Annotated in this window: 9 protein-coding genes; 4 read left to right on the top strand and 5 right to left on the bottom strand. The window is 69.2% G+C overall.

Annotated elements, in window-relative coordinates; translation table 11 throughout:
- The first annotated feature begins 218 nt into the window (after window positions 1–218).
- Both WMF20_RS26675 and WMF20_RS26670 read left to right on the top strand, forming a co-directional pair.
- Window positions 219–1,172, top strand: a complete 954-nt coding sequence (locus WMF20_RS26675) for an endonuclease/exonuclease/phosphatase family protein (RefSeq protein WP_129577062.1) — start codon at window positions 219–221, stop codon at window positions 1,170–1,172.
- A 10-nt stretch (window positions 1,173–1,182) separates the two neighbouring features.
- Entirely contained in the window at window positions 1,183–1,611 is a 429-nt protein-coding gene (locus WMF20_RS26670) for a hypothetical protein (protein WP_437604757.1), read from the top strand.
- Window positions 1,612–1,686: 75 nt separating this feature from the next.
- Here WMF20_RS26670 and WMF20_RS26665 read toward each other — a convergent pair whose 3' ends face one another.
- The gene (locus tag WMF20_RS26665) at window positions 1,687–4,452 is read right to left on the bottom strand and encodes a PAS domain S-box protein (protein ID WP_437604756.1); all 2,766 of its coding nucleotides are present in this window, start codon (window positions 4,450–4,452) and stop codon (window positions 1,687–1,689) included.
- Between the two features lie 295 nt (window positions 4,453–4,747).
- Window positions 4,748–7,210 carry an SUMF1/EgtB/PvdO family nonheme iron enzyme gene (locus WMF20_RS26660; protein ID WP_437604755.1) on the bottom strand — a complete coding sequence of 821 codons (2,463 nt, stop codon included), beginning with the start codon at window positions 7,208–7,210 and terminating at the stop codon, window positions 4,748–4,750.
- A gap of 642 nt (window positions 7,211–7,852) precedes the next feature.
- On the opposite strand from WMF20_RS26660, the gene WMF20_RS26655 reads away from it, so the two are divergent.
- Window positions 7,853–8,728 (top strand): hypothetical protein, encoded by an 876-nt coding sequence (locus WMF20_RS26655; protein ID WP_437604754.1) that lies wholly within the window; start codon window positions 7,853–7,855, stop codon window positions 8,726–8,728.
- Between the two features lie 81 nt (window positions 8,729–8,809).
- Here the strand turns inward: WMF20_RS26655 and WMF20_RS26650 are convergent, their stop codons facing one another.
- The 3 genes from WMF20_RS26650 to WMF20_RS26640 all read right to left on the bottom strand — a co-directional run bounded on the left by WMF20_RS26650 (window position 8,810) and on the right by WMF20_RS26640 (window position 10,954).
- On the bottom strand, window positions 8,810–9,043 hold the full coding sequence (locus tag WMF20_RS26650; protein WP_437604753.1) for a hypothetical protein: 234 nt from the start codon (window positions 9,041–9,043) through the stop codon (window positions 8,810–8,812).
- Window positions 9,040–9,240 carry a hypothetical protein gene (locus tag WMF20_RS26645; RefSeq protein ID WP_437604752.1) on the bottom strand — a complete coding sequence of 67 codons (201 nt, stop codon included), beginning with the start codon at window positions 9,238–9,240 and terminating at the stop codon, window positions 9,040–9,042. Before WMF20_RS26645 ends, WMF20_RS26650 begins: the two co-directional genes overlap by 4 nt.
- A gap of 133 nt (window positions 9,241–9,373) precedes the next feature.
- Window positions 9,374–10,954, bottom strand: a complete 1,581-nt coding sequence (locus WMF20_RS26640) for an aldehyde dehydrogenase family protein (RefSeq protein WP_129577055.1) — start codon at window positions 10,952–10,954, stop codon at window positions 9,374–9,376.
- 373 nt (window positions 10,955–11,327) lie between these two features.
- Between WMF20_RS26640 and glgB the strand changes: the two genes are divergently transcribed.
- Window positions 11,328–13,574 carry a 1,4-alpha-glucan branching protein GlgB gene (gene glgB / locus WMF20_RS26635; RefSeq protein ID WP_437604751.1) on the top strand — a complete coding sequence of 749 codons (2,247 nt, stop codon included), beginning with the start codon at window positions 11,328–11,330 and terminating at the stop codon, window positions 13,572–13,574.
- Window positions 13,575–13,717 lie beyond the last annotated feature (143 nt).

The raw sequence follows: 13,717 nt of genomic DNA, 5'->3' as shown, positions 1-13,717 counted from the left end.
CTCACGATGCGTCGGGTCGTGGACGACGCGCATGGGGGGACGCGCTCGATGACGAGCGCTGCGCGGTGCCTTTCGTGCTTCGGACGCGCTCGCCCGAAGGGGCGACGCGGCAGCGCGGCTGCTCTCAGGCGCCGTCGCCGCGAGGCGCGCCTGTCCGTTCTCGCCGTCGAGGAGCCCAGGGCACTTGACTCGGGGAGCGCCCTCGGTATGCATCGCTCATGTCCGGCGCCCTGGAACGGATCCCGTTCGCGTGGTGGAACACGAAAGTTTCGCCCCCGAGCACCCGATCGCGCGCGACAACGGAGCATCGGACCGCCGCCGTCAACGTCTTCCGCACGCTGGTCGAACAGCACGGCTGCCGCTTGGTCGCCATGGCCGAGGTGCGACGTGAAGACGTCCTCGGATGGCTCCCTGAGGGCTTGCGCGCGAGCTGGAACAGCTTGAGCGACACGTCCGGCGAACTCCATGATTTCGACGTCGCGATCGCCTACGACCGAAGGTCACTGACGCTCATGGACCACGTCTGGGTGCGGACGCATCACGCCGCCAACGCGGTTCGAGCGGGGCTCGTCGCGACGTTCGGCGTGCATGACCGCGGCGGGTGGCTCGTCGTCGCGGCCGCGCATTGGCGGTCGAACCTCGGAGATGCCGCGGACGCGGACGCGCGGAGGTCGCGCTCCGCCGAGGCGCTGCGCGACGCGATCATCGCCAGCACGGAAGCCGTCGGAGAGGACGTCCCCGTCCTCATCCTCGGCGACTTCAACGCCGAGCCGTTCGAGAGGCAATTTGACGCGAGCCTTCCGGCGGCTCGATCGCGGGCCGCGGTTCAGCGGCACCGGCCCCGCTCGCCGTCGGATCTCCTCTTTTACAATGCAGCGTGGCGCTGGCTTGGCGAACGCCATGCCTGGGATGGTGAGCGACAGCCAGCGACGCTCGCGGGCACGTTCTGTTCGACAGGCACTGTCGGACAGACCTCCTGGCGGACCTTCGACCAGGTGCTCGTCTCGCCATCGCTACTCCGAGGCTACGGGTGGTCGCTCGACGAGAGGGCCCTCGGAATTCATGAGGACAGCGCCGTCTTCGACCGGGCTGGGGCGCGTCTCCGCGCTCCCTTCGACCACCTGCCGATCGTAGGCCACCTTCGATGGCTCGCGCCACCGACAACCGATTGAGAGAGGACCCATGGCCAGCTTTGGAGAAGCACTGAAGAAGGGGCTCGACGCTCACAAGCGTGCGGCGGAGGCACGAAAGGAGATGGACGCTGTGCTTGCCGCCGCATCGGCAGAGGTGGCGATGATCACGGGGGCGCCCATCGCGCTTCGGTTCGAGACCGTCGAGCATGCGGTGCGAGAGGCGTCCGACGCCGAGGTCCTCATGGGGATACCCGCGCCGCGTGAGAAGATCACCGCGCTTACGGCGCGGCTCGACACGGGGCCCTTCGTCCCGCTGGCCGAGGTCACCTTTGGGGAGCTCGGATACCCCGTGAGGCTCCGCTGGGAGAATCGCTTCGACTCGGCCAACGATCGCACCTCCTTCGAAGAGCTCCTCAAGACGATCCTCGAACACCGCGCCACCGGGGAGAAGATCGCCGCGCTCATCACCGGAGAATAGGGGGATTATCGTTTCGAGAGGTGCTGCCGGTCGGCGGGATCGACTCCAAGATGCTCGCGGCGCGCCGCGCCGGGATCACGCGGGTGAGCTCGCGAGCGACGCGAGGATCCGCTGGAGAGACGACAGATCGATCGGCTTGATGAAGTGCATGTCGAAGCCGGCCTCACGGACCCGGCGCTGATCTTCCTCCTGACCATAGCCGGTCAGCGCGATCATCAGCGAGGGTGATGAGAGGTCCACGTTCCCCCGCAAGGCCCTGGCCACGCCATATCCATCCATCCCGCCAGGGAGACCGATGTCGCACAGGATGACCTCCGGGCGGAACGAGCGCGCCGCTGTCACGCCGGCAGGCCCGGACAGAGCGACCTCGACGTGGTAGCCGTACAGGGCGAGCAGCGCCTGCAGGGTCTCCGCGGCGTCCACGTTGTCCTCGATGATCAGGATGCGCAGCGCGTGCTCCGCGCCGCGCGAGGGGGGCGCGGAGCGCTCCGACGGCGGGGCCGGGCTGCGCTCGATCGGCAGGCAGAGGACCATCTCCGTCCCGTGGCCGATTCCCCCGCTCTCGGCCGAGATCGTGCCGCCGTGGAGCCCGACGAGGCCCTTCACGAGCGCCAGGCCGAGCCCGAGCCCACCCCGGCTGCGGTCCAGGCTGCGATCGGCCTGGGTGAACGGCTCGAACATGCGCGCCAGCGTCGCCGGATCCACGCCGATGCCGGTGTCGCGGACGCGGACCACGGCGGAGCTCTCCGGCGTCACCGACAGCGCGACCGTCACCCGGCCGCCCGGATCGGTGAACTTGTTGGCGTTGTGCAGCAGGTTGCTCACGGCCTGCGATAGCCGCGTCGGGTCGCCGAGCACCCAGACCGGCCCCGACGGCAGCTTCAGATCGAACCGCAGGCCGCTCGCTTCCAGGGTGCTGCGGTAATCCTCGGCCGTCTGCCGGAGGAGGCGCACCAGGTCGCAGCGCTCCTTGCGGAGCTGGATCCTGCCGCGCGCGACGCGGGAAACGTCGAGCAGATCGTCCACCAGCCGGGCCATGTGAGCGACCTGCCGATCGATCACGCCGCACGCCCGCACGAGCGCCGGCTGCTGCACGGCCGTGTGCCGCAGGAGCTCCACCGCGTTGCGGATGGGCCCGAGCGGGTTGCGCAGCTCGTGTGCGAGCATCGCCAGGAAATCGTCCTTGCGCTGATCTGCCTCCTTCAGGGCCGCCTCTGCGAGCTTTGTGTCGTGGATGTCCGTGCAGGTGCCATACCACCGCGCGATCTCGTCCGAGGCTCCCCGGATCGGCACGGCGCGGACCAGATACCACCGGGGCTCGCGGGCGGCGGGGAACGCGATGCGGTGCTCGATCTCGTAGGGAGCGCCGGTCGCCACCGAGCGAGACCAGGTGTCGAGGACCCGCTGGCGATCGTCCTCTGGCAGGAACGAGATCCAGGTATCGCCGGCCACCTCCGCCTGCGCCGCGCCGGCGAGCTCGAACCATCGACGGTTGTAGTAATCGATGCTGCCGTCCGGCTTCGCCGTCCAGACGATCTGCGGCATCGCGTCGGCGAGCTGCCTGAAGCGCGCCTCGCTCTCGCGGAGCGCCTCGTCGATCTGCCTCCGCTCGGTGACGTCGTGGGCAATGCTGATGGCGAGTCGCCGGCCGGCGGCGTCCTTCCCCAGCGGCGCGGCGCTGAACGCCCAGATTCGCTGCTCGCCGCTCGCCGTGGTGATCGGGAGCTCGCGCTCGGCCGTGCCGCCGTCGGCATCGTAGAGGGACTGGATGAGGTCGCTCACGTCGCCTCTCTGCGCCCCGTACGCCCGCTCGATCCACGCCGCGAGGGTGGGGATCTGATCGCGGGTATACCCGCTCATCTCCGTCCACGCGCGGTTCAGGCTGATGACCTCGCCGTCGTCGGCGTGGATCATGATGGGGAACGGCGTCGCCATCACGGCGCGGCGGAACCGCTCCTCGCTCTCGCGCAGGAGCAGCTCCGCCTCCTTCCTCTCGGTGATGTCGACGACCGAGCCGACGTAGCCCAGGAGCTCGCCGTCCGGCCCGATCCACGGATGGGCCGCGTCGATGCACCAGCGGTACGCGCCGTCGCTGCGGCGGAGCCGGTAATCCATCCTGAAGGCCTCACGGCGCGCGGTGGACCGCCGAAACGTCTCCGCCGCCGTCGCGTGGTCCGAGGGGTGCACCGCCGCGAGCCAGCCGAAGCCGAGGCTGGTCGCCTCGGGCTGGCCGGTGAGCTCGCGCCACCGCGGGTTGGCGTAAATGCACGAGCCGTCAGGGTCCGTGACCCAGATCACCACGGGCGCGTGATCGGCGATGTTCCGGAAGCGCGCCATGCTCTCGCGCAGGCTCTCCTCCGCGTTCCTGCGCGCCGTGACGTCGCGGGCGGTCTCCAGCACGAGCCGCCGCCGGTCCATCCCCTCGACGAGCTCGGCGCGCCTGCGCTCGTCGATGTCGGCGGACGTGCCGAGCCAGCGGATCACGCGGCCGGCGCCGTCCTTGACGGGCTCCGCTCGGGCGAGGAACCAGCGGTATGCGCCGTCGTGGCGCCGCAGGCGGAGCTCCTCGGCGAACGGCGCGCCGCGCGCGACGGCGGCCCGCCACGCCGCCGCGCAGCGGGCGGCGTCTTCCGGATGGACCGCGGCGGCGAAGCCCGCGCGCATCAGCTGCTCCGCCGTCAGCGCGGTGTACGTGCGCCAAGGCTCGTTGACGTAATCCCATGTTCCGTCGCCGCGAGCGGACCAGACCATCTGAGGGAGCATCTCGGCGAGCAGGCGGAACTGCAGGTCGACTCTACCCACCTCGTCGTCCTGTCCCGGCGTCGACGCTGCCGCGCTCATGTCCTAACCAGGGTACCTCGAAGGAACCGGAGGGCCAGGCCGCGTCGTCCGGCGGGAGCGGGCCATGGCAGCCGGGCGGAGGCGGCCTCGGAGGGGGCGAGGGGCGCCGAGATCGCATGGATGCTTGATCGACGCGGTTGTCCTCGATCGCCGTGTCTTCTATTTCCTCCGTCGCCCGCGGGGCGTCCGCGGATTGTGCCGCTGAGCTCCTCCGGGACCATCACCTGGAGCAGAGCGAGGCGAAGCGAGGATGAGGTCACTCTTTGCTGAATACGACCTGACCAGGTGTCGGGGGTCATGGAGCAGCTCGGCGCACAGCTCTGAAGCCGATGTCTGACCGACGCATCCGCACGTTGTTTCCCAGGTAGGGGCCGGCGCTGCGGCTGTACCACTCATTCGCCAGATAGCCGCCCCCCCGTGTACATCGCATCGGAAGCCTGGATTGCTGCTTCGCTGCCTGCAGAAGGCGGAAGTTCGTGCTGCCCTCCTTTAGCAGGGCCATCTGCGCGTCCGACGTGACATCGTGGAGCCCGTTGCCTTGCGGCGGCTTCTCGCCCCGCTGCATTGCGTCCAACTCTGCTGCCCAGCTGTGTGGGACTCGAAATTCGTCCCACACCCACTCCCACACGTTTCCATGGACGTCGCGCAGGCCAAAAGGATTCGGTGGCTTCAGGCCCACCGGCATTGGGTGCAGCGGACTATTGCGGTTGTGCCAGCCCACGCGACTCAAATCATCGAACGTGTCGCCGGGCCAATATTCGGTTGTAGATTTGCCACGTGCAGCGATTTCCCACTCGTCTGCGGTGGGTAGCCGGTAGCCGTCCGCCGTCCACCGGACGTGGATGACCGCGCCCGCTTCACACCCGTCCAAGCCAGCGCCGGCCCGAAACCCAGGGCCTTCGTCTGGTACGCACGAGTCGCCGCTGCAATAGACAGGTGTGCGACTTTCCACAAGAGACCAGAGATTCAGAAATCGCGCCGTCTCGCACCATGATACTGTCTCGACCGGGAGCTCGTCGCCGATGTAGGTCCACGGTCGACGGGGCAGCTTCCAGCGTCGTGCCTGCTGCGGATTCTGGTTCCAAATCCACAGCCACCAGTCCTGCGGGATCTCCGTCTGCGTGATTTCGAATGCCCAAGTCAGATTGGTTCGTCGCCTCGGCTGGTCGATGGCGTGCATCGGTGATGTCTCAGGTGCCCCGATCTCGTACTCGCCAGCGGAAACAGCGCTCCAGGATAGGTTCATTGGCGGTTCAGGTGTTCGTAGTGATTCGAAGCTCCATATGGCAGCAGCCGCCACTGCCGGGAGATAAAGCCTCGAGAGCGGACCAGCCGGATCACCCGCAATGGTACGCGCTAGGCGCCCTCCCAGAGGCAGAACTAGTCGGCCCGTTATCCTGTGGGCGAACGCCGAGGCGAGGATCGAGAGCAGCACGATGAGAGGAAAGAGGGCCACCAGCGCGGTCCAGGCGAGGCTGGCAAAGAACACCGGCAGGCCACCAGAGAGGTGCAGACGGTCGACCTGGATCGCGCCAGACGCGAGCATTCCGAGATGCTCCACGGCCGGAACCAGAAGCGAGCGAAAGTGAGCCGCTCCACCGTCATAGGTCACGGTGAGAAGGCGGTAAGGGGTAAGTTCGAACGCGACGTAGCTGACCCCGGCCAGGACTACGGCTCCGAGCACGAAGCCTCGCAGCAGACGGGGCCACGATGGTGAAATCTGAATGCTCCGGAGCATCGTCCGCGTGAGCCAGAGTGAACTGTAGCTGACGAGCGTGAACGTAAAAAGGGAAGGTGTTATGAATAATGTCGTCTGGGTTAGCAGCGGTATCCACGGATCGCCGAGCTCTATCACCGCTGTGATGATGGTGACGACGCCTATCGGAATCATGAGGCTCGCGACGAGAATCAGCGTTATCCAGAGCGCGCGCCGGGAAAGGAGCTCGCGGCCATAGACCTTGTCTAGGAACCAGTCGGCGAGCCCGACGAGATCGGTCATGCCGGCGCGTTGTAGCCAGTCGCCTAGGCGGAGAAGGTGGTTGCGCAAGGCGAACCGGTGGATGGAGTCGATGTACTGTCCGATCAGGAATGCCACGCCGACCGCGCCGAGGATGGCCAAGCTCATGCACGGCCTCTCCAGCCAACGGGCCACCAACGCGCCCAAGAAGGCGATGCACGTTCCAATTGCCGTCGCCGTGTCGATACGGCCGCGCGATACATTGTTGGTGTCTCGGAGATGGGCACGCTCCTCAGACGGCGGAGCGTCGGATGATAGTGGAACGATGCTGATACTGTTGCTGCCGCCAACGACAACAACGCTCTCGCTCACGCTGCCCCCGATGGTCACGCCGCTAGCTGCGGCGGGCGTCGAGCCGGTCTTCGTGGAACCGGGCGAGCACGCCGATTCCGTCGCCCTCGCCTGCGTTGCCGGAGCAGCACCGGAGGCCGCGCGCGCGGCCGTCCCGACCAGTTGTGCGAGGCTATCCTCGAATACACGCCCCTGCGGTAGCGTGGCCGCGAGCATCCGGGCGTTCCTCAGCCAGGTCATGAGGGGGACCGTGCCGTCGGCCAGCGCCGGGAGAGCGTTCATTGCGTGCAGCGTCTGGAGCAAGCGCGCCGCCGGTTGCACCGGCGCTGGGAGTATGGCCACGTACGCCGTGGGCAGCCCGGCAACGAGCGCATCCTGCTGAGCGGCGAGGCCGCTCGCGACGGCGGCCTCGTAGATGGCCATTATCCGATCCTCGGACAGGTACGCCATGAGGACTCATCCTAGCCGAATGAGCCGACGGGGATCGATGCTGACCGTACCGCCCGTCGCCGCACGGTCAGACGAGGTGCCCCGCGGAGTTAGGACCCGATCCGGTTGAACGCCGGCCGTCGGAGCATGGCGAACTTCTTCGACCGCTGCGGTAGCGAGCTCTCGACCCCCCTCGCGCGCGTCGCTACCCCCGCTGCGTAAAAGTGTGCGGCGCCGGGCCGCCATGGAAACCGCTCAGCAGCGCAGTCGACCGCGCCAGCAGCTCATGGACGCTTGCCAGCACGTCCGGAGCCCTCGTCAGCACCCGCTGGTGCAGCTCCCCCGAGCTGCTGGCCGCGCTCCCCGAGCTGCTGGTACCGCTCCTCCGACCCGCTGGTGCAGCTGCCCCGCCGCGCTGACATCGCTCCTCCGACCTGCTGGTGCAGCTGCCCCGCCGCGCTGGCCGCGTTCCCCGACCCGCTGATCCCGCTCCCCAGCTCCGCCGGGCCGCGCCCCGGAGGCGCTGGTGCAGCTCCCCGGTGACGCAACCGTGCTTTCCGGTGCACCGGGCGCCGCTGGCCCACGCCGAGCTCTGCTGTCGTGCTACGACCACCCGCTGGCCACGATGTCCACACTGGCCACCACCCCACCAGGAGGTAGGTTATGGGAATCGAACTCTCACAAGAGCAGCACGCGGTCCTGAAGGAGACCCGCGCGGTCGGCACCCCCGCGGAGTTTCAGGCCCTCCTCGAGCAGGCGCGCCCCGAGCTGGACCGCATCGTCCGCGAGGTCATGGAGCCGAGCCAGCCCATCTCGACCACCCTCACGGAGCTCCGGGACCTCTACCTGTCGGTCGTCCAGTACGAGGCGCCGCTCGCCAGCAAGGCGTACGGCCCCGAGCGCCGCGCGCTGTTCCGCGGCGCCATCCAGCTCCTCGACACGGCGAACCTGTGGTTCGGCGAGGGCAAGCGCACCGGCGCCTACCAGGTGCGATCGATCGAGCAGGTGCTCAAGGCGAGCCGGCCCTGGCGCGCGCGGCTCAAGGCGTTCGCCGACCAGGCGTTCGTCTTCGAGCCGGACTTCGCGGAGCAGTTCGCCGACGTGAACTCGAGCGGCACCCTCGACGAGGAGATCAGCGATCTCGCCATGCTCCTCCGGCTCGCCAGGCAGCACCAGGCCCGCTTGACCCCGGTCGGCCTCACCGAGGACTTCGTGCGCGAAGGGAGCGTCCTGCTCGACGAGGTGAGCGGCCGCGACCTGCTCGGCATCCTCGGCCTGCGGAACCGCGAGGAGGCGATGGCGCTCCGCAACTCCGTCGTGACCTACGCCACGCTGCTCGGGCACGAGGCGCGCGCCGCCGGCGTCAACGCCTGCTGGGACCTGCCCGAGGCGAAGCGCCGCTTCAGCGCCACCTCGTTCCGCAACGCCCTCCGGAGGCTCCGCCCGAAGCGCCGGGGCAGCGCCGCCGCGGAGACCGAGCCCGCGCCCGTCGAGACAAAGCCGGCCGAGTCCACAGCGGTCGAGCCCGCGCCGGTCTGAAGCGACTCCCCTCACCGCACGCGCGGCGCTGGATGCCGGCGCCGCGCGGGGCGGCTTCGAAGCGCTTGCCCTCGGTAAGGCTCAGCGAACGCGATAGATGCGGAGCACGGTGATCGTCCGCGCCTCGCGATCGATCGCGAGCACCGCGTCGTGGAAGCCCGCGCTGAGGAGGTGGTAGGGCGCCTCCCACGCGAGCTCGCCTTCACCCGTCTCCGCGAAGCGAACGACCGCCCGGTCGATCATGAAGGCCGAGTGCATCGGCAGGCTGTAAAACGTCGCCAGGGCGGGGAAGTTCCAGACGACGCGGAAGCTCATCCGTCCCGCCCGCGAGCCAGCTCCTCCAGGGCCCGCGGCAGATCCTCGTGAGGGACGAGGCGCGCTCGGCCCGCCGCGATGTCGGCGAGGTCTTGCTCGAGCTCGGCGCGCTGCTCCGGCGTGAGCCTCTGCACACGCGGCGCGCGATCGAGGGCCGCAAGGATGGGGTCGCTCGGCGAGACGTCGGGGCGGGGCATGGCTGCAGCGTGGATCGGAAGGGGGCAAGGGGGCAAGGGGGCGCGTCTGGCACGTAGCCAAATGGCCGCCGTCCCCACCCGGCGGCCGTCCTGCCTGGCACCTGGCCGGCCCGCCCCCCGCCCGCGCCCTCGCCTAGAACAGCTCCCCGATCCGCCGGATCAGGCTGCCGCTCGAGTAGAGCGCGCGCATGCCGCGCTTGAACCAGCCGTACGACGACTCGGTGTAGGGGAACCACGTCGGGTCCTTCGACCCGAGCGCGACGCGGTCCGCGTTGATGTGCTTCACGTCGCACATCTGCCGGAGCCCGTCCTCGCCCATCACCCGGCCGAAGCCGCTCTGCTTGATGCCGCCGAACGGCGCGTCCGGGAGCGCGCCGTTCATGAGCACGTCGTTCACCAGCACGCTGCCGGCCTGCAGGCGCTCGGCGAGCCGGCGGGCGTGATCCGTGTCCTCCGAGAAGACGTACGCGTTCAGGCCGAGGTGCGACTCGTTCGCCAGCCGGATCGCCTCCTCCTCGGTCGCGACCTGCATGAACGGCACCACCGGCCCGAAGATCTCCTCGCTCATCACGTTCATCCCGTGATCGCAGCCGGCGAGGATCGTCGGCTCGAAGAACTGGCCCTGCCCAGGCGCGCGCTTGCCGCCCGCCCTCACGCTCGCGCCCTTCTCGATCGCGTCCTTGATGAGCCGCTCGGCCACCTCGATCTGCGGCCCGAAGATGATCGCCCCGACGTCGACGAACTCCTTGCCCGGATCGCCCTGGTTCAGCCCCTTCGTGATCTCGACGGTGCGCTCGAGCAGCCGGTCGTGGATCTCGCGGTGCGCGTAGACCCGCTCCACCGCCACGCAGACCTGCCCCGCGTTCGCGAAGCCGCCGAACACGATCGCCTGCGCCGTGCGCTCGATGTCCGCGTCCGCGCACGCGATGAGCGGCGCCTTGCCGCCGAGCTCCATCACGCACGGGATCAGGCGCTCGCCGCACGCGGCCGCCACCCGCTTGCCCGTGCCGACGCTGCCCGTGAACACGAGCATCTGGATGCCGCTGTCGATGAGCGCCGCGCCGGTCGGCCCGTAGCCGGTCACCACCTGGAAGAGATCCTCCGGCATGCCCGCGCCGTCCCAGATCTCCTTCTGCTTGAGCGCGATGAGCGGCGTCACCTCGCTCGGCTTCAGCACCGCCGCGTTGCCCGTCACCACCGCCGCGAGCACGTCGCGCAGCGCCAGCTGGAACGGGAAGTTCCACGGCGAGATCACGCCGATCACGCCGCGCGGCGCGTAGTGGACGAAGCTGCGCCGGTGCTTGAAGAGGTGGAGCTTGATCTCGCGCGGCTCGAGCGCCCTCGGCGCGATCTCGGCGAAGTACGTCGCCATGTCGGCCGCGACGAGCACCTCGTGCAGGAGCGCCTCGTGCCGCGGCTTGCCGCACTCGCGCGAGAGCAGATCGACGATCTCGTCGGTCCGGTCGACGATGGCGTCGCGGAAGCGGAGGACGCGCTGGCAGCGCTCCGCGACCGGCAGCGCGCCCCAGGCCTCCTGCGCGCGCCGCGCCCTGGCCACCGCGGCCCGCACCTCCTCGGCGCTCGTGTTCGGCGCCTCCCCGAGGAGCTCCCCGGTCGCGGGCGCGTAGCTGCGGATCGTCGCGCCCCCGTGCCCGTTCATGCCAGGACCGCTGCCGTTGCCGCCGATCGAGCGTTCGCTCACCACCTGACCCATGTTCGATCCCTCCGCCTGTCGAGCCCCGCGCAACCCGCCGGATGGCCTCCGTGGCTCGCTGCTCGGCGCCCGGACCGTAGCCTCCCAGCGAAGCTACAGCAAATGAGCATTTGCTCAATTTCCCGACGATTCCGGCCGGTTCCCGGCGAGCGCGCGCGGGGCGCGGCCCCCTCCGGCGCCGCTGTTGCGCCGCGGACAAATGGTGAGCACACCGCGGTTGCGCCAGGGGCAGGCGGGACGGCGAGGGCCGCGCCGCGTGTAGGGCGCGCCCTGCCTTTCGGCTCGGTCATTTGCCGGGGCGACCCGGGCTCTCGTCTCGGGCGGACTCTCGGCATGACGTCGGCGAGAGGAGCCGGTATAGGCGGACCCCGACATGTTGGAACAACGAGAAGTCGATCTCATCGCGGCTGTGGAGCACCCGGATCCGCACCACGTGCTCGGCGCGCACGAGGACGAAGACGACCTGGTGGTCCGTGTCTTTCGCCCGGACGCCACCGAGATCGCGGTGGTCCCGGACGACCCCTCGCTCCGGAGGCAGCCGATGGAGCGCATCCACCCCGCGGGCCTCTTCGAGGCGCGCTTCCCCGGCGTCTCCTACCCGAAGGACGGCCGCTTCCTCTACCGGATCGAGCTGCGCCACCCGGACGGCAACACCTCGGTCGAGCGCGATCCGTACGGCATGCCGCCCACGCTCGGCGACATCGACCGCCATCTCCTCGCGGAGGGGAGGCACTGGGAGCTCTACCGTGTCCTCGGGGCGCACGTGCGCGAGGTGGACGGCGTCTCCGGGACGTCGTTCGCGGTCTGGGCGCCGAACGCGCGCCGCGTGAGCGTCGTCGGCGACTTCAACCACTGGGACGGCCGCCTCCACCCGATGCGCCGGATGGGCGAGGGCTTCTGGGAGCTCTTCATCCCCGGCGTCGGCGACGGCGCGCTCTACAAGTACGAGATCAAGACCCCGGAGGGGCACATCACCGTGAAGAGCGATCCGCTCGGCCAGGCGATGGAGCTCCGGCCGGCGACCGCCTCGCGGGTCACGACGAGCCGCTACGCGTTCCAGGACGGCGAGTGGATGCGGACGCGCGGCCAGCTCGACTCACGCAAGAAGCCGATCGCCATCTACGAGGTCCACCCCGGCTCCTGGCGGCGCGTGCACGAAGACGGCCCGCCGTACGAGCACGGGATGCGCTGGATGACCTACCGCGAGCTCGCCGACCACCTCGTCGACTACGTGGCCGAGCTCGGCTTCACGCACATCGAGCTGATGCCGATCATGGAGCACCCGTTCGACGGCTCGTGGGGCTACCAGGTGGCGGGCTATTACGCCCCGACCAGCCGCTACGGCGATCCCGACGACTTCCGCTACTTCGTCGACCGGTGCCACCAGAGGGGCATCGGCGTGATCCTCGACTGGACCCCGGCGCATTTCCCGAAGGACGCGTGGGCGCTCGGCCGGTTCGACGGCACGGCGCTCTACGAGCACCTCGACCCGCGCCTCGGCGAGCACCGCGAGTGGAACACGTACATCTTCAACTACGGCCGGCACGAGGTGCGGAACTTCCTCGTCGCCAACGCCCTTTACTGGCTCGACGAGTTCCACATCGACGGGCTGCGCGTCGACGCGGTCGCGTCGATGCTCTACCTCGACTACGCCGCGCAGGGCGGGGACTGGGTGCCGAACCGGTACGGCGGCCGCGAGAACATCGAGGCGATCGAGTTCATCCGGGAGCTGTCGAACCGGGTGCACGAGCGCTTCCCGGGCGCGATCCTGTGCGCGGAGGAGTCCACCGCCTGGCCGTCGGTGACGCACGCGACGTACGTCGGCGGGCTCGGCTTCGACTTCAAGTGGAACATGGGGTGGATGCACGACACGCTCGACTTCTTCAAGCACGAGCCGGTCCACCGCGCGTTCCACTACCACCAGCTCACGTTCGGGCTCATCTACGCCTTCTCGGAGAAGTTCCTCCTGCCGCTGAGCCACGACGAGGTCGTCCACCTCAAGCGGTCGCTGCTCTCGAAGATGCCCGGCGACTACTGGCAGATGCTCGCGAACCTGCGCGCGCTCTACGGCTACATGTGGGCGCACCCGGGCAAGAAGCTGCTCTTCATGGGCGGCGAGATCGGCCAGTTCGCCGAGTGGAGCGAGAAGACGGAGCTCGACTGGGGCCTGCTCTCGGTGCCTGCCCACGCCGGGCTCAAGCGGCTCGTGACCGACATCAACGCGCTCTACAAGAAGTACCCGGCGATGTACGAGCTCGACGACGAGCACCACGGCTTCCGCTGGATCGACTGCACCGACAACCTGCAGACCGTGATCTCGTTCATCCGCTACGGGGACGGCGCGGGAGACCAGATGTCGCCCTCGGGCCAGCACGTCGTGTTCATCGGCAACTTCACGCCGGTCCCGCGCCGCCCGTACCGCATCGGCGTCCCGCGCCGCGGCGCCTACCTGGAGGTGCTCAACACCGACGCCACCGAGTACGGCGGCAGTGGCGTGGGCAACATGGGCCGCGTCGAGGTCGAGGACATCCCCTGCCACGGGTTCCCGCAGTCGATCGAGCTGACGCTCCCGCCGCTCGGGGTGCTCTGGCTCATCCCCGAGCGCGACGCGCAGCCCTGACGCCGCGCGCGGGCCGACGGCGACCGACGACACCGACGACAACCCACGATGGAGGAGCGACGGCCGGCATCCCGCCGCGCTCCTCCGCCGCCGGCCCCTCGCGAGGTCGCAGGCTCATCTCGCCCTCTGCTTCTCTGGCCGCG

The sequence above is a fragment of the Sorangium sp. So ce834 genome (assembly GCF_051521425.1).
GTDB classification, from domain to species: domain Bacteria; phylum Myxococcota_A; class Polyangia; order Polyangiales; family Polyangiaceae; genus Sorangium; species Sorangium cellulosum_D.
Note: the sequence above shows the minus strand (reverse complement) of the source record. Positions and strands in the feature narration are given on the sequence as shown.